Source organism: Bradyrhizobium acaciae, assembly GCF_020889785.1.
GTDB lineage: Bacteria > Pseudomonadota > Alphaproteobacteria > Rhizobiales > Xanthobacteraceae > Bradyrhizobium > Bradyrhizobium acaciae.
On sequence record NZ_JACMYK010000165.1, the window covers coordinates 1 to 15,161 of the forward strand.

The 15,161-nt window shown below is 64.8% G+C and carries 15 protein-coding genes; 8 read left to right on the plus strand and 7 right to left on the minus strand.

The features are described 5' to 3' along the window. Nucleotides 1-114 precede the first annotated feature (114 nt). The 3 genes from H8A92_RS35275 to acnA all read right to left on the minus strand — a co-directional run bounded on the left by H8A92_RS35275 (nucleotide 115) and on the right by acnA (nucleotide 4,698). Nucleotides 115-486: a DUF2794 domain-containing protein gene (locus H8A92_RS35275; RefSeq protein ID WP_163150808.1), complete on the minus strand. Its 372-nt coding sequence runs from the start codon at nucleotides 484-486 to the stop codon at nucleotides 115-117. Nucleotides 487-1,012: 526 nt separating this feature from the next. Continuing rightward, entirely contained in the window at nucleotides 1,013-1,774 is a 762-nt protein-coding gene (locus H8A92_RS35280) for a DUF1223 domain-containing protein (protein WP_229199938.1), read from the minus strand. Nucleotides 1,775-1,977: 203 nt separating this feature from the next. Next, nucleotides 1,978-4,698: an aconitate hydratase AcnA gene (gene acnA, locus H8A92_RS35285; protein ID WP_229199939.1), complete on the minus strand. Its 2,721-nt coding sequence runs from the start codon at nucleotides 4,696-4,698 to the stop codon at nucleotides 1,978-1,980. 240 nt (nucleotides 4,699-4,938) lie between these two features. On the opposite strand from acnA, the gene ccmA reads away from it, so the two are divergent. The 6 genes from ccmA (at nucleotide 4,939) to H8A92_RS35315 (ending at nucleotide 8,667) form a co-directional block, all read left to right on the plus strand. Continuing rightward, on the plus strand, nucleotides 4,939-5,541 hold the full coding sequence (gene ccmA, locus H8A92_RS35290; protein WP_229199940.1) for a heme ABC exporter ATP-binding protein CcmA: 603 nt from the start codon (nucleotides 4,939-4,941) through the stop codon (nucleotides 5,539-5,541). 286 nt (nucleotides 5,542-5,827) lie between these two features. Then, nucleotides 5,828-6,496 carry a heme exporter protein CcmB gene (gene ccmB / locus H8A92_RS35295; protein WP_229199941.1) on the plus strand — a complete coding sequence of 223 codons (669 nt, stop codon included), beginning with the start codon at nucleotides 5,828-5,830 and terminating at the stop codon, nucleotides 6,494-6,496. A gap of 64 nt (nucleotides 6,497-6,560) precedes the next feature. Further along, nucleotides 6,561-7,346 carry a heme ABC transporter permease gene (locus tag H8A92_RS35300; protein ID WP_229199942.1) on the plus strand — a complete coding sequence of 262 codons (786 nt, stop codon included), beginning with the start codon at nucleotides 6,561-6,563 and terminating at the stop codon, nucleotides 7,344-7,346. A gap of 4 nt (nucleotides 7,347-7,350) precedes the next feature. After that, the gene (gene ccmD / locus H8A92_RS35305) at nucleotides 7,351-7,530 is read left to right on the plus strand and encodes a heme exporter protein CcmD (protein WP_229199943.1); all 180 of its coding nucleotides are present in this window, start codon (nucleotides 7,351-7,353) and stop codon (nucleotides 7,528-7,530) included. After that, a complete protein-coding gene (locus tag H8A92_RS35310) occupies nucleotides 7,527-8,120 on the plus strand; it encodes a DsbE family thiol:disulfide interchange protein (RefSeq protein ID WP_229199944.1) in 594 nt (197 codons plus the stop codon). The genes ccmD and H8A92_RS35310 overlap by 4 nt, the downstream gene beginning before the upstream one ends. A gap of 169 nt (nucleotides 8,121-8,289) precedes the next feature. Then, nucleotides 8,290-8,667: a ComEA family DNA-binding protein gene (locus tag H8A92_RS35315; RefSeq protein WP_229199945.1), complete on the plus strand. Its 378-nt coding sequence runs from the start codon at nucleotides 8,290-8,292 to the stop codon at nucleotides 8,665-8,667. Nucleotides 8,668-8,734: 67 nt separating this feature from the next. On the opposite strand, the gene H8A92_RS35320 is transcribed toward H8A92_RS35315, so the two are convergent. Beyond that, nucleotides 8,735-9,334 (minus strand): septation protein A, encoded by a 600-nt coding sequence (locus H8A92_RS35320; RefSeq protein WP_163150826.1) that lies wholly within the window; start codon nucleotides 9,332-9,334, stop codon nucleotides 8,735-8,737. Between the two features lie 172 nt (nucleotides 9,335-9,506). Beyond that, nucleotides 9,507-10,451 (minus strand): signal recognition particle-docking protein FtsY, encoded by a 945-nt coding sequence (gene ftsY / locus H8A92_RS35325; protein WP_229199946.1) that lies wholly within the window; start codon nucleotides 10,449-10,451, stop codon nucleotides 9,507-9,509. A 49-nt stretch (nucleotides 10,452-10,500) separates the two neighbouring features. On the opposite strand from ftsY, the gene H8A92_RS35330 reads away from it, so the two are divergent. Then, a complete protein-coding gene (locus H8A92_RS35330) occupies nucleotides 10,501-11,202 on the plus strand; it encodes an RluA family pseudouridine synthase (RefSeq protein WP_163150829.1) in 702 nt (233 codons plus the stop codon). A 105-nt stretch (nucleotides 11,203-11,307) separates the two neighbouring features. Then, nucleotides 11,308-12,447, plus strand: a complete 1,140-nt coding sequence (locus H8A92_RS35335; RefSeq protein ID WP_229199947.1) for a DUF2336 domain-containing protein — start codon at nucleotides 11,308-11,310, stop codon at nucleotides 12,445-12,447. 239 nt (nucleotides 12,448-12,686) lie between these two features. Here the strand turns inward: H8A92_RS35335 and mtaB are convergent, their stop codons facing one another. Further along, nucleotides 12,687-13,961 (minus strand): tRNA (N(6)-L-threonylcarbamoyladenosine(37)-C(2))-methylthiotransferase MtaB, encoded by a 1,275-nt coding sequence (gene mtaB, locus H8A92_RS35340; RefSeq protein WP_229199948.1) that lies wholly within the window; start codon nucleotides 13,959-13,961, stop codon nucleotides 12,687-12,689. Between the two features lie 5 nt (nucleotides 13,962-13,966). After that, a complete protein-coding gene (dapF, locus tag H8A92_RS35345) occupies nucleotides 13,967-14,851 on the minus strand; it encodes a diaminopimelate epimerase (RefSeq protein ID WP_229199949.1) in 885 nt (294 codons plus the stop codon). Nucleotides 14,852-15,161: the final 310 nt, after the last annotated feature.

Sequence of the window (15,161 nt, forward strand, 5' to 3'; positions counted from 1 at the left end):
GGCCGATTCAACCAAAACCCATCCCCCGCCAGCTACGGCGCTGTTGGATGCGCGCGTCGCGCGGCTGGATTGGAAGGTTCTCAGGGGCCCGTTACCCCATCTACGGAGGCGCTCCTACACCACCGACAGCTTGCGGTCGATCGCGAATAGCACACGTTCGAGCTCGTGGCCGCGGCGCAGGATCAGGCCGGTCGCCGAAATCACGCTGTACATGCCCTGCTTGCGCGCCAGCCGGGGATCCTTCTCGATCCGGTAGATCGGCACTTCGGACGCGCGCCGGAACACCGAGAACACGGCGCGGTCCTTCAGGAAGTCGATCGCATAGTCGCGCCACTCACCATCGGCGACCATGCGGCCGTAGAGATTGAGAATGCGGTTGAGCTCAAGTCGATTGAATGTCACGCAGTTGGACTGTGGGGTCGCGGCGACGGGACGCGCCGCGGCGCGATTCCCGCTCGGATCAGTGTCCTCCGAGATCAAACTCATCGAGCGCCTCCTGTCATCTCGGCGACGATCGGGTTCCGAAGGCCCCACTTCGGTATCGTCACGAGAGTGACATGATTGCGCTAAGCGAAGGGGCCTGCAAGGGGCCATTCGCAGCGCAAACAACCCTTAACCACGGTCAGCCGCGGCGGACTGTCCGGAAAACCGCAGAGTCACGGGAACGTTAGCGGAATCATATTGCTGCCCCACTTCCGCCCATCGCCTGCCCCGCTGCCCTGCGAAAAGATAGTCCTGCGTTGGCCCGGTCCTTTCGGTTCCGGATTCCTCAGCCCCCAGCCCCCCGGGGCCGTCGGGATCGGGCCTGTTCGCAGGGGAGTTAAATCCCAACACTGGGCCAACGAAAGTTGGTCCTTTTTGTTTTGGGGACCCTGCCCGATCCCGCGCGATCGAGATGCCCCGGCGCGTTCCTTTCAGCACATCACGGATACACGTTTGTTGTCGGTCAGGCGGCTGCACGACATGCGTGCGGCCCAACGACGCGACTGATGCAGGCTAGCGCAGCAACGCGCTAGCGAAGCGAGGTGAAGGCCGCGCCGAGCATCGGGCCCGGCTTGTCGCGATTGCCGTCCTGGACGTACACCGCCGCGGCATCGACGCCGTCGCGCGTGATGTTCTCCAGCGGTACGGTCCAGCTTCCGGACGAACCGTTCCAGTCACCGACCTTGAGCAGATTGCGCACCACGTTGTGGTAGGTGATCTCGTGGCCGCGGTTCTCGCCGCGCGCGATCGAGATCGGCACCGACTTCGAGATCGAGCAGATCCAGACTTCGCCGCGCGACACTGCGGGCGATTTCGATGCGGCGACCGACACGTTGATCTGCTTGCCGGTCAGCGTCATCGTCACCGGCACCGACATCACGCTGCCGCTCTTCTCAGTGTCCTCGATCGCGCTCTCGATGCTGGCGCGGTCGCTGCCGATCACATGCGCGGAGCCGTTGATGACGGCCTGCGGCGTGTAGACGTCGCGATCGCCGCGCATATGCGAATAGGCTTTCTGGCGCGCGCTGAAGCGGGAATCGGCCAGCGTGTCCTTCCAGCCGAGATAGTCCCAATAGTCGATCGGCATGCTCAGCGCGATGACGTTGGGGTCTTTCGCGAGCTCACCGATGATCTTGTCCGCAGGCGGACAGGATGAGCATCCCTGCGAGGTGAAGAGTTCGACGACAGCACGCGGATCGGCGTGAGCGGGGCGGATGATTGCGACGATCGCGCAGATACCGAGGGCGCTGGACCATCGCGAGATAGAATTATAGGCCATCATCGCCGTCATACTGCGAACCAGTCGTGATGATTTCTATCCGTAATTGTACGGAGCATGAAGTTTGTCCCTGAACTTGCGTGCCCCAAAACGCGAGAAAGCGGCCTTTTCATAGGCCGCCTTCTTTTTAGCCGCTACTCACTAAGCAGTGAGGCACCGATCACAAATCCGCGTTGGAGCATGGCCCAAATAGACCACGCTCCAACAAAGGCCCCTTAGGCCGCGAGTTTGCGCAGCACGTAATGCAGGATGCCGCCGTTGCGATAGTAATCGAGCTCGTCCAGCGTATCGATGCGGCAGAGCAGCGGGACATCCCGCTTGCCGCCATCGGCGGAGACGATCTCGGCGGTCAGCGTCTGGCGCGGCTTCAAATCGCCCTGCAGCCCGCGGATCGTGACCTTTTCGTCGCCCTTGAGGCCGAGCGAGGACCACGAGGTGCCGTCCTGGAAGGTGAGCGGAAGCACACCCATGCCGACCAGGTTGGAGCGGTGGATGCGCTCGAAGCTCTGGCAGATCACCGCGCGCACGCCGAGCAGGCGGGTGCCCTTCGCAGCCCAGTCGCGCGACGAGCCGTTGCCGTATTCGGCGCCGGCGAACACCACCAGCGGCACGCCCTCGGCCTGATACTTCATCGCGGCGTCGTAGATCGACATCTGCTCGCCGTCGGGCCAGTGCTTTGTAAGACCGCCCTCCGGAATATTGCCGTCGGCGCCCTTCAGCATGAAGTTCTTGATGCGGATGTTGGCGAAGGTGCCGCGCATCATGACTTCATGGTTGCCGCGCCGCGTGCCGTACTGGTTGAAGTCGGCGGGGCGCACCTGGTGCTCGCTGAGGAACTTGCCGGCGGGCGAGGTCAGCTTGATCGAACCGGCCGGCGAGATGTGGTCGGTCGTGATCTTGTCGCCAAACATCGCGAGGATCCGTGCGTCGATCACATCGGTGACAGGATCCGGCTGCTTCTTCATGCCTTCGAAGTAGGGCGGGTTCTGCACATAGGTCGAGCTCATGTTCCAGCGATAGGTCTCGCTTTCCGTGGTCTTGATCTTGCGCCAGTTGGTATCGCCCTTGAACACGTCGGCGTACTTCTTCTTGAAGATCGTCGCGGTGACGTACTTCTTCATGAAGGCGTTGATCTCCTTGGTGGTCGGCCAGATGTCCTTGAGGAACACCGGCTTGCCGTCCTTGCCGATGCCGATCGGCTCGACTGCGAGATCCTTGGTCACGGTGCCGGCAAGCGCATGCGCGACCACCAGCGGCGGCGAGGCGAGGTAGTTCGCCTGCACGTCCGGCGAGACGCGGCCTTCGAAGTTGCGGTTGCCCGACAGCACGGCGGCGGCGACGATGCCGTTCTCGTTGATCGACTTCGAGATGTCTTCCGGCAGCGGGCCGGAATTGCCGATGCAGGTGGTGCAGCCGAAGCCGACCAGGTTGAAGCCGACCTTGTCGAGATCGGCCTGCAGGCCGGAATTGGCGAGATACTCCGCCACCACCTGGCTGCCCGGTGCGAGCGAGGTCTTCACCCACGGCTTGGCCTTCAGGCCCTTGGCGGCCGCCTTGCGCGCCAGCAGGCCGGCGCCGATCAGCACGCTCGGGTTCGAGGTGTTGGTGCAGGAGGTGATCGCGGCGATCACGACGTCGCCATGGCCGAGATCGAAGTTGCGGCCTTCAACCGCGAAGCGCTTCGATTCACCTTCCGGCTTCTTGTACTCGCCGACCAGCGCGGTCGCGAAACCGGTCGACACCGCCGGCAGCGCGATGCGGCCTTCGGGGCGCTTCGGTCCGGCCATCGACGGCACGACGTCGCCGAGGTCGAGCGTCAGCGTGGTGGTGAACACCGGATCGGCCGACTTAGCGGTGCGGAACAGGCCCTGCGCCTTGGCATAGGCCTGCACCAGCTTGACGCGATCGGCCTTGCGGCCCGAGGTCTTCAGGTAATCGATGGTCGCGGCATCGACCGGAAAGAAGCCGCAGGTCGCGCCGTATTCGGGCGCCATGTTGCCGATGGTCGCCTTGTCCGCGACCGAGAGGAAATCGAGGCCGGGGCCGAAGAACTCGACGAACTTGCCGACCACGCCGAGCTTGCGCAGCATCTGGGTGACGGTCAGCACGAGGTCGGTCGCGGTGACGCCTTCCTTGAGTTGGCCCTTGAGCTTGAAGCCGACCACCTCAGGCAGCAGCATCGACAACGGCTGGCCGAGCATGCAGGCTTCCGCCTCGATGCCGCCGACGCCCCAGCCGAGCACGGCGAGGCCGTTGACCATCGTGGTGTGCGAGTCGGTGCCGACCAGCGAGTCGGGATAGGCGACCTCGAAGGTGCCGGTCTTCTTGCCGACCGTCATCTTCTCCTTCTTGGTCCACACCGTCTGCGCGAGATATTCGAGATTGACCTGGTGGCAGATGCCGGTGCCGGGCGGCACCACCGAGAAGTTCGAGAACGCCTTCTGGCCCCATTTGAGGAACTCGTAGCGCTCCTGGTTCTGCTTGTATTCCTCGGTGACGTTCTTGCCGAACGCCTTGTTGTCACCGAAGAAGTTGACGATGACCGAGTGGTCGATGACGAGATCGACCGGCACCAGCGGATTGATCTTCTCGGCATCGCCGCCGAGGTTCTGCATCGCGTTGCGCATCGCGGCGAGATCGACCACCGCCGGAACGCCGGTGAAGTCCTGCATCAGGACGCGTGCCGGGCGGAACGCGATTTCGTGCTCGAGCTGGCGCTTCTTCAGCCACTTCGACACCGCAACGATGTCTTCCTTCTTGACGGTGCGGCCGTCCTCGTTGCGGAGCAGGTTCTCGAGCAGAACCTTCATCGAATACGGCAGCTTCGAAATGCCCTTCAGTCCGTTCTTCTCTGCCAGGGGCAGGCTGTAATAGACGTAGGACTTGGCGCCGACCTTCATGGTCTTGCGGCATTTGAAGCTGTCGAGCGAGGTCATGCGAGGGATCCCAATTTTCAGTTATACCCGGCAAGGGTAACTAAACACCGGCGACCGACACGGGCCGAGGGGATGGCCTGGATGGCTTGCGGCCGCCGATTGTGTGTGCTGCATCAAGTTCCGGGCTTATAGAACCTTTCTAGAAGCACCGCCACACCGACAAGCGTGCGACGGCGTTGCGCGACCCAAAAATTCTCACGCGGTAGCGAAAGATTTCAGAGGGCTGTGACAAGACGAACCATGCGGCTCTCGGGACGAAATCTGAAATGCGTGCGCGGTGGGCGCGAGGTGTTTTCCGGCCTCGATCTGTCGGCCACGTCTGGCGAGGCGCTCGCCGTCACCGGCCCCAACGGCGCGGGCAAGACCTCGCTGCTGCGGGTCCTCGCCGGGCTGCTGGCTCCAGCCGAAGGGTCGATCGCACTGGAAGGCGGCGACGCCGAGCTCAGCCTGCCCGAACAGGCCCACTACCTCGGCCACCGCGACGCCCTGAAGCCGGCGCTGAGCGTTATGGAAAATCTTTCCTTCTGGCGGGAATTCCTCGGTGGCGACACCCTGGACGCGGACCGCTGCCTCGCCGCCGTGGCGCTCGACCATGCAGCGCATCTGCCGGCGGCCTACCTCTCTGCCGGCCAGTGCCGCCGCCTGTCGATCGCGCGCCTGCTTTCGGTGCGCCGGCCGGTCTGGCTGCTGGACGAGCCGACCTCGGCACTCGACGCAGCAGGACAGGAGATGTTCATCGGCCTGATGCGCGACCATCTCGCCAGCGGCGGCCTGATCGTCGCGGCGACGCATCTGCCGCTCGGCATCGATGCACGTGACCTGCGGATGGGGGGCGCGGCATGAGACGACGAACTTCCCCGCTACTTTGCCGCGCTCTCTCCGTCCCCTCCTCCCTTGCGGGGTCCGAGGCGAGCGAAGATCGCTCTCGAGGTCAGGGAGAGGGGTGCCACACGACGGATTCTGTCTGTCGACGCCTCCAGGAAGCAGGGTCGAGATTGAAGGAGCCACGCCCGCGTCAAACATCTCGCCCGGGGCCACCCCTCTCCCCCGCCCTCCCCCGCAAGGGGGGAGGGAGCGCAGCGCGCACGCGGCAAGATTTTGGACGCTTCCTGCAACGTGGATTTCTTACATGAGCGCCCTTGCCGCGTTGATCCGCCGCGACATCCGGATCGCGCTGCGCGTCGGCGGCGGCGCGCTGATCGGGGTGCTGTTCTTCCTGACCGTCACGGTGTTGATGCCGTTCGCGGTGGGTCCGGACCTGGCGCTGCTGTCGCGGCTCGGCCCCGCCATCCTCTGGCTCGGCGCGCTGCTGGCGAGCCTGCTCACCCTCGACCGCCTGTTCACCGCCGACCATGAGGACGGCTCGCTCGACCTCATTGTGATGAGCCGAACGCCGCTGGAACTCGCCTGCGCCGCCAAGGCGCTGGCGCATTGGCTCGCCGCCGGGCTGCCGCTGATCATCGCCACACCCATCCTCGGCCTGCTGCTCAATCTCGACGGCACAGCGACGCTTGCGGTCGCAGCGACCCTGCTGGCGGGAACACCGGCGCTGACCTTCACCGGCATGATCGGAGCGGCATTGGCGGTGACATTGCATCGCGGCGGACTGCTGCTGGCGGTGCTGGTGCTGCCGCTGTCGATCCCGGTGCTGATCTTCGGGGTTGCGGCCTCGCAGGCGGCGATCTCGGGTCCCCTGTCTTTTGGAACACCGTTCTCGATCCTCTGTGCGCTGTCGCTGGCGAGCCTCGTGATCGGCCCATTTGCCGCCGCGGCGAGCCTGCGGCACGGGCTGGATTGATCAAATCTCGCCGAGGGCAGTTCGGCCGATTGCCTCGCTCACAGCGGACGACTATCAGGGTGCCATGAAGCTGACCGAGACGCTGACCGACCTCGCCAATCCGACCAGGTTTCTGGCGCTGACCGCGCGCATCCTGCCATGGCTGGCGGCCATGACCGCGATCCTGCTCGCGATCGGGCTCTACCAGTCGGCGATGGCGCCCGACGATTACCAGCAGGGCGCCACGGTCAAGATCATGTTCATCCACGTGCCGAATGCGTGGCTGTCGATGTTCGTCTGGAGCGTCATGAGCGTGGCCGCGCTCGGCACCCTGGTTTGGCGGCATCCGCTCGCCGACGTCGCCGCGAAAGCCGCCGCGCCGATCGGCGCCGCCTTCACCTTCCTTGCGCTCGTCACCGGCTCGCTGTGGGGCCGGCCGATGTGGGGCACCTATTGGGAATGGGATGCCCGCCTGACCTCGGTGCTGATCCTGTTCCTGATGTATCTCGGCCTGATGGCTTTGTGGCGCGCGGTGGAGGACCCGTCGCGCGCGGCAAGGGCTGCTGCCGTCCTCACCCTTGTGGGCGCGATCAACATCCCGATCATCAAGTTCTCGGTCGACTGGTGGAACACGCTGCATCAGCCGGCATCCGTGATCCGGATGGGCGGATCGACGCTCGACAAGGCGTTCCTGTGGCCGCTGCTGGTGATGGCGATCGCGTTTTCGCTGCTGTTCGTCACGCTGCATCTGGCGGCGATGCGCAACGAGATCCTGCGCCGGCGTGTGCGCAACCTGCAGATGATGCAGGCCAGCCGCGTCGCGTTCACCAGCGAAGCGGGTGCCGGTCCAAAAGAAATCGGAGCGGCGTGACACGATGTCGCTTGGTCCCTACACGTCTTTCATCGTGACGTCCTATGCGCTGGTCGCAGCCGTCGTGCTGTGGTTGATCGTCTGGATCATCGCCGACTATCGCCGCCAGCAGGCGCGCCTCAAGGAGATCGAGGCCAGCGGCGTCACCCGCCGCTCCGGCCGCAGCGCGGCGGATATCCGATGAGCGACCAGGCGACCAACAGCCCGCCGCAAGCCCGCCGCCTGCTGGTGGTGCTGCCGCTGGTGGTTTTCCTCGGACTCGCCGGACTGTTCCTGCTGCGGCTCTATGGCGGCGATCCCTCCAAGATTCCGTCGGCGCTGATCGGCCGGCCGGCGCCGCAGACCGTCCTGCCCGCGCTCGACGGCCTCGTGAAGGACGGCGCGCCCGTCCCCGGCCTCGATCCCGCGGCCTTCAAAGGCAAGGTCTCAATCGTCAACGTCTGGGCATCCTGGTGCGTGCCCTGCCATGACGAGGCGCCGCTGCTGACCGAGCTCGGCCGAGACAAGCGCTTCCAGATCATCGGCATCAACTACAAGGACTCGCCCGAGAACGCGCGGCGCTTCCTCGGCCGCTACGGCAATCCGTTCGGCATCGTCGGTGTCGACGGCAACGGCCGAGCCTCGATCGAATGGGGCGTCTACGGCGTGCCCGAGACCTTCCTGGTCGGACGCGAGGGCACGATCGTCTACAAGCTGGTCGGCCCGGTGACGCCTGACAACGTCAACAGTGTGCTGAAGGCCGAGATCGAGAAGGCGTTGCACGCCGGACAGTAAGCGCATCGTCATTCAGCGGTGCTGTGAACCGCGGCTGAATGACGAGCGAAATGCCTGCGACAAAATACTGCGTCGCATTTATCTGCGGTTCATTTCGCGGCCACGGCAACGCCACGAACGCAACCCCAACTCAGCAGCGTTGACATCAACGTTTCTCTGGAGGGGACATATGCGCAAGACCACACTCGCTTCACTTCTCGCCACCGCACTCACGCTCGGCATGCTGACGGCGACGCCGTCGATGGCCCAAGGCGTTCAGCCGGCCACGCCCGCCACCAAATCGGAAGTCAACAAGACGGCTCCCGCGCCGAAGGCTGTGACCCCCGACGCGAAGACGACGGGGATGGCCAAGGACGACCTGCTCGACGTCAACAGCGCCACCGCCGACCAGCTCGACGCGCTGCCCGGTGTCGGCAAGGCCTACTCGGCCGCGATCATCAAGGGGCGCCCCTACAAGGGCAAGGATGAGCTGGTGCAGAAGAACATCCTGCCGCAGGCGACCTACGACAAGATCAAGGACAAGATCATCGCCAAGCAGAAAAGCTGATCACTGAAGAATTGATCTCCGAGACCTCGAACGCAGCGCGGCGCAATCGCCCGCGCTGCGTTTCGATCTACTTCCGCAGGTCACCGGCGTCCGCCTCGCTGGTCTCCAACGACACCGGCTCGAGGTGATAGCGCTTGGTCAGCGGCATCTGGGCAATGGCGAAGATCATGGTCAGCGGCGTCACGCCGAACACCTTGAAGTTCACCCAGAAATCCGTGGTCTGCGTGCGCCAGACGATCTCGTTGAGGATGGCCATGCCGGCGAAGAACAGCGCCCAGCGCATGGTGAGGATGCGCCAGCCCTGCGGCGTCAGATTGAACATCTGGTCGAACATGACCGCGATGAAAGAGCGGCCGAACAGCAGGCCGCCGCCGAGCACGGCCGCGAACAGGCCATAGATGATGGTCGGCTTGACCTTGATGAAGGTCTCGTCGTGCAGCACCAGCGTCAGGGTGCCGAAAACAAGCACGATCACGCCGGTCACGATCGCCATGATCGGCACGTGCCTGGTCACCACATAGGACGCGATCATCGCCGCGACGATCGCCACCATGAACGCGCCGGTGGCGACGAACAGATGGTACTTGGCGTTCGCGACAAAGAACACGAGCAGCGGCCCGAGTTCGGTTGCAAGCTTGAACAGCGGATGCGGCTGGGTCTTGTCCATCAATTCAGTCCATTGAACTCGTGTCTTGTGAACTCGTGTCTTGGCCATCTTTCGAGACGGCGCTTCGCGCCTCCTCAGGATGACGACCTTTCGTATCCCACCGTCATCCCTGCACAACGGCTTTGCCGTTGTTGCTGGAGGAGCGCGCACTGCGCGCGCCTCGAAGGATGAATTACTCGATCCCGGCAATCGCCTTGGCAAAATCCTTCGCCGTGAAGGGTGCGAGATCCTCGACGCCTTCGCCGACGCCGATGAAATGCACCGGCAGCTTGTGCTTCTCCGACAGCGCGACAAGGATGCCGCCCCGTGCCGTGCCGTCAAGCTTGGTCATCACGAGGCCGGTGACGCCTGCCGTACGATGAAACGCCTCGACCTGCGACAGCGCATTTTGTCCCACGGTGGCATCGAGCACCAGCAGCACCGCGTGCGGCGCCGACGCATCGACCTTCTTGATGACGCGCACGACCTTTTCAAGCTCGTTCATCAGCTCCGACTTGTTCTGCAGGCGCCCCGCCGTGTCGATCAGCAGCACGTCGCGCTGCTGTTCCTTCGCAGCGGTCAGCGCGCTGAAGGCGAGGCTTGCCGAATCCGAGCCCTGGGCGCCCGCGATCACCGGCGACTTGGTACGCTCGCCCCAGACCTTGAGCTGCTCGATCGCGGCGGCACGGAAGGTGTCGCCTGCGGCCAGCATGACCTTGCGGTCCTCGGCGGCAAATTTCGCCGACAGCTTGCCGATCGTCGTGGTCTTGCCGGAGCCGTTGACGCCGACCACCAGGATGACGAACGGCTGCTTCGAGCCATCGATCTCGAGCGGCTTCGCCACAGGCGCCAGCACCTTCTCGACCTCGGTCGCGACGACGTCCTTGACCTCGTCGGCGGAGATCGCCTTGTCGTAACGGCCCTTGCCGACCGCCTCCGCGATGCGGACCGCGACATCGGTGCCGAGATCGGCGCGCAGCAGCACATCCTCGATGTCGTCGAGCATGGCCGAATCGAGCTTGCGCTTGGTGACGAGGTCGGCGACCGCGGTCCCGATCGAACTCGAGGTCCGCTTCAGGCCGCCTTTCAGCCGCTGCCACCAGCTCTGTTTGGGAGTTCCCGCAGTGGTATCGTTCATGGCGCGGGTGTGTTAGCCGTTTCGGCTCACAAACGAAAGTCTCGACGAATTGATCGATGTTCACCAATTGACCGCGGAAGAAATCCTTGCGCGGGTGCTCCACCGCGACGGGCTGATGCTGGTCATCGACAAGCCGGCCGGTCTGCCGGTGCATCGCGGCCCCAAAGGCGGCCCCAATCTGGAAGCTTCCTTCGACGCGTTGCGGTTCGGCCTGCCGCGGCCGCCGGTGCTGGCGCATCGGCTGGACAAGGACACCTCCGGCTGCCTCGTCCTGGGACGCCACCGCAAGGCGACCGCCTCGCTCGGGCTGTTGTTCAAGCACAGCAAGATCGCGAAGACCTATTGGACCGTGGTCGAGGGCGGCCCCACCGAGGATGAAGGCACCATCGACATGGCGCTCGGCCGGCTCAACGCCGAGCGCGGCTGGTGGCAGAAGCCGGACCCGGATGGCCAGAAAGCCATCACCAACTGGAAGGTGCTGGGACGCGGCAACGGGCTCGCCTGGCTCGCGATGGAGCCGGTCACCGGCCGCACCCATCAGCTCCGGGTGCATTCGTCGGCGATGGGCTGGCCGATCGTCGGCGACAATATCTATGGCAATGGTCCGCGCTTCGGCGAGCCGACCCTGCACCTGCATTCCCGCGAAATTGGCATCCCGATCTCCCGCAACAAGGAGCCTGTGCATGTCGTCGCGCCGGCGCCCCCGCACATGCAGGAGCGGCTGAAGGCCTGCGGCTGGAACGGCGAGTAGCCTAGGGGATTCTACGGAGCATTATCCTTACGAAACGTTCAGGTAAGCCCGATAGAGCTGCAAGCTGGCTTAGAACAAGCAATCGGGACGGGCTCAGGACGAGCAATGCTGAATGACGGGCAAGCAATTGCCGACGAGGTCGAAGCCGCGATACGCGCCGGCTCCGCCGAAAAATGCCTGGCCACGGCGAAGCGCGTCACCAGCCTCTTCCTCGCATCCGCCGGCAGCTTCAACAGCGAGCAGGTCGAGCTGTTCGACAACGTGCTCGAGCGCCTGGTGAAGACCATCGAGTTGCGGGCGCTCGCCGACATCAGCGCCCGGATGGCGCTCACCGACATCAGCGAGCAGCTGGCACCGGTCGCCCAGGCACCGCCCGCGATCATTCGCCGTCTCGCCGGCAATGACGAGATCAGGATCGCTCGGCCGATCCTTCAGGAGTCGTCGCGGCTTAGCGCGGACGACCTGGTCGAGATCGCGCAGACCAAGAGCGAGCAGCATCTGCTCGCCGTCGCCGGCCGCTGGTGGCTCAAGGAAGTCGTCACCGACGCGCTATTGGCCCGCAGCTTTCCGAGCGTGAGCCACCGCCTGGTCAGCAATCCCGGCGCCAAGCTGTCGCCGGGTGGATTTGCCGTCATCCTCGCGCAGGCGGAGCACGATCCAGCCCTCGCAGTCCAGACCGGCATTCGCGCGGATCTGCCCCCGGAGCTCCGCCTTCAGCTCCTGCGCGACGCAACGGAAGAAGTTCGCGGCCGCTTGCTGGAGCGCGCCCCGCCATATCTGTTCGAGGAGATCCGGCACGCGATCGCCGCGGTCGCCGCCGGCGTCGAGCGCGACATGTCGCAGGTCCGCGATTTCACCGCGGCCAGGCGCCTCGTCGCAAGGCTGAAGGACAGCGGCGAACTCGACGAGGCCGCCCTGCTCGGCTTCGCCAGGCAGCGAAAATATGAAGAGACCATCGTTGCGCTGGCGGACCTTGCGCCGTCGAGCATCGAGGTGATCCGCTCCCTGATGCAAAGCCTGCGCAGTGAAGGCCTGCTGGTGCCGTGCCGCGCGGCAGGCCTGAGCTGGGAGACCACCGCCGCGGTGATGGAATGCCGCTATACGACCGGCTCCATGGGACCCGTCGAGCTCGCCAATGCGAAGAGCCAGTTCACGAAACTGACCCGCGAAAACGCCGATCGCCTGCTGCGCTTCTGGCAGGTTCGCGCGGCGCAGCCTGCAAGGCCCGGCGGACGCGCGCACTGAGCGCGTCACGCGCGGGATTGGTTCTGCTTTAACCTGTCAAACAGCTCGTTCCGTGTCATCACCCGCGTGCGGGTGGATCAGCGTGAGTCCACGGCTCTTCCCACGCGTCGTCCTGGCGAAAGCCAGGACCCATAACCGCCGCACTGGATCATGAACGGGATCGTGGCCCGAGCGTCGCACAACAATGACCGATTGGGGTAATGGGTCCTGGCTTTCGCCAGGACGACGGAGATGAAGTCTCAGCGGTCCGATGCAACGAGACGCGCGCCGTCATGTCCTGTCACGGTGAGCCGCCGCACCGCGCCCGGCACATCGCCATCGATTGCGACCGGCAGGAAATGTTCGGTGCGGCCTTGCCGCTCGCTCTCGATCAGTACCTCGCGCGTCGCGCCGACTTCGGCAGCGAGCCGCCGCAGCAGCGCAGCCTCGCCTGCCGACCGCAATCGCTTCGCGCGCTCCTTGATCGCCCTTCCCGCAATCTGCGGCATCCGCGCGGCCGGCGTGCCCGGGCGCTTCGAATAGGGAAACACGTGCAGGAAGGTGAGATCGCATTCCTCGACCAGATCGAGCGAGCGTGCGAACATCTCCTCGGTTTCGGTCGGGAAGCCCGCGATGATGTCGGCGCCGAACGCGATGTCCGGCCGCAACCGGCGCAGCTGCGCACAGAAATCGATCGCATCCCGGCGTGAGTGCCTGCGCTTCATCCGCTTCAGGATCATATCGTCGCCGGACTGCAGCGACAGATGCAGATGCGGCATCAGTCGCGCGTCGCCGGCGATGACATCGAGCAGGTCGCGGTCGGCCTCGATCGAATCGATCGACGAGATGCGTAACCGCTTCAGCTCGGGCACATGGCGAAGGATCTGCCGGGTCAACTGGCCGAGCTTCGGTGCGCCAGGCAGATCGGCGCCATAGCTCGTGAGATCGACGCCGGTCAGCACGATCTCGGCATGGCCCCGCTCGACCAGCGCGCGGACCTGATCGACCACCGCGCCCATCGGCACCGAGCGCGAATTGCCGCGGCCGTAGGGGATGATGCAGAAGGTGCAGCGATGGTCGCAGCCGTTCTGCACCTGCACGAACACCCGGGGCAGCCCGCGCTCGAAGCCGTCGAACAGATGCGGCGCCATCTTGGTCACCGCCATGATGTCGGCGACCGCGACTTTCTCGCTCGCATCGATGCCAAACGGCGCTGCGAGCGCTGAGCGCGCCGTCTGCCAGACGGCACCGCGCATCTTCTCGTCATTGCCGACGACGCGATCGACCTCGGCCATGTCGGCAAACATCTGACTTTGCGTCTGCGCCGCGCAGCCGGTGACCACGATGCGCGCCGTGGGCCGTTCGCGTTTCAGCTTACGGATCGACTGCCGCGCCTGCGCCACCGCCTCGTTGGTGACGGCGCAGCTGTTGATGACGATGGTGTCGGAAAGCCCCGCCTGCTCCGCTTCGCGGCGAATCACTTCGGATTCGAATGAATTGAGGCGGCAGCCAAAGGTGACGACGTCGACGCCCATGACGGCTAAGCGACGCTGGCGAACAGCGCCGGATCGAAGCGGCCCTCATATTCGAAATCGGCGGTGCCGGTCATCAGTACGTGATCGTCGCGCTCGCGCCACTCGATGCCGAGCTTGCCGCCGGGCAGCGTGACCTCGACGATGCGGTTGGCACGCTTCAGCCGCGCCGCCGCAACCGCGGTCGCGCAGGCGGCCGAGCCGCACGCCCTGGTGAGACCGGCGCCGCGCTCCCAGGTGCGGATCGTGATGTGGTCGCGATCGACGATATGGGCGAGCGTGATGTTGGCGCGTTCCGGGAAGATCGGATGGTTTTCCAGCAACGGCCCGAAACGTTCGAGGTCGTAGGCATTGACATCATCGACCCAGAAGATCGCATGCGGATTGCCCATCGAGACCACCGAGGGCGAATGCAGCACCGGATTGTCGATCGGCCCGACTTGCAGCTCGATGTAGCGGGTGTCGCGAAATTCCTCGGCCAGCGGAATGTCCTGCCAACCGAACTTCGGCGCGCCCATGTCGACGGTGTAGAGATCGGGCGCCGGCCCCTGCCAGCAATTGAGCAGGCCGGCGCGGGTCTGGAACGTCGCCGATGTCTGGCCGGTCTTCTCGAAGATCCGCCGCACCACGCAGCGCATGCCGTTGCCGCAGGCCCCGGCCTCCGAGCCGTCATTGTTGTAGATCGTGATGTAGGCTTCGGTGCCGTCGAGCCGCGGCGGCTGCAGCACCATCAGCTGGTCATAGGGCGCTCCGGCCGGCGAGGCCACGGCGCGCGCCTCCGCCGCCGAGACCACTGCCCGACCTTGTGCCTCGGAATCGCGCAGGTCGACGACGACGATCTCGTTGCCGATGCCGTTCATCTTGGCGAATGCGTGATTGGCGAGCGCGCTCATCGATTTTCCTAAATTCTGCCCGGTTATATGGCGAGTGGTGGCCTGTTGGCCAGTCCGCAGGCGGCTATGACACATCTGTCATGGGACGAATGCAGAACTCGCGTGTTAGGACTATCGCACCTCGCGGACCGCGCGCCGGGACAGATCGAGCGGCCGTCCGAGGAAGGGGATGGAGAATACCGAATGAACCGTATCAACACGCTCCGCGCCGCCCTGGTCGCACTGCTCCCTTTGGCCGCGATCGCACTGGCCAGCCCGGCCCCTGCCCAGGCGCCATCAGCATCGCCCGCTCCCGCAGCGAGCCCGAGCC

Bases quoted from the DNA above. Each gene is read 5' to 3' on its own strand.
- H8A92_RS35275 (WP_163150808.1), bottom strand. From the start codon at position 486: ATGAGTTTGATCTCGGAGGACACTGATCCGAGCGGGAATCGCGCCGCG.
- H8A92_RS35280 (WP_229199938.1), bottom strand. From the start codon at position 1,774: ATGACGGCGATGATGGCCTATAATTCTATCTCGCGATGGTCCAGCGCC.
- acnA (WP_229199939.1), bottom strand. From the start codon at position 4,698: ATGACCTCGCTCGACAGCTTCAAATGCCGCAAGACCATGAAGGTCGGC.
- ccmA (WP_229199940.1), top strand. From the start codon at position 4,939: ATGCGGCTCTCGGGACGAAATCTGAAATGCGTGCGCGGTGGGCGCGAG.
- ccmB (WP_229199941.1), top strand. From the start codon at position 5,828: ATGAGCGCCCTTGCCGCGTTGATCCGCCGCGACATCCGGATCGCGCTG.
- H8A92_RS35300 (WP_229199942.1), top strand. From the start codon at position 6,561: ATGAAGCTGACCGAGACGCTGACCGACCTCGCCAATCCGACCAGGTTT.
- ccmD (WP_229199943.1), top strand. From the start codon at position 7,351: ATGTCGCTTGGTCCCTACACGTCTTTCATCGTGACGTCCTATGCGCTG.
- H8A92_RS35310 (WP_229199944.1), top strand. From the start codon at position 7,527: ATGAGCGACCAGGCGACCAACAGCCCGCCGCAAGCCCGCCGCCTGCTG.
- H8A92_RS35315 (WP_229199945.1), top strand. From the start codon at position 8,290: ATGCGCAAGACCACACTCGCTTCACTTCTCGCCACCGCACTCACGCTC.
- H8A92_RS35320 (WP_163150826.1), bottom strand. From the start codon at position 9,334: ATGGACAAGACCCAGCCGCATCCGCTGTTCAAGCTTGCAACCGAACTC.
- ftsY (WP_229199946.1), bottom strand. From the start codon at position 10,451: ATGAACGATACCACTGCGGGAACTCCCAAACAGAGCTGGTGGCAGCGG.
- H8A92_RS35335 (WP_229199947.1), top strand. From the start codon at position 11,308: ATGCTGAATGACGGGCAAGCAATTGCCGACGAGGTCGAAGCCGCGATA.
- mtaB (WP_229199948.1), bottom strand. From the start codon at position 13,961: ATGGGCGTCGACGTCGTCACCTTTGGCTGCCGCCTCAATTCATTCGAA.
- dapF (WP_229199949.1), bottom strand. From the start codon at position 14,851: ATGAGCGCGCTCGCCAATCACGCATTCGCCAAGATGAACGGCATCGGC.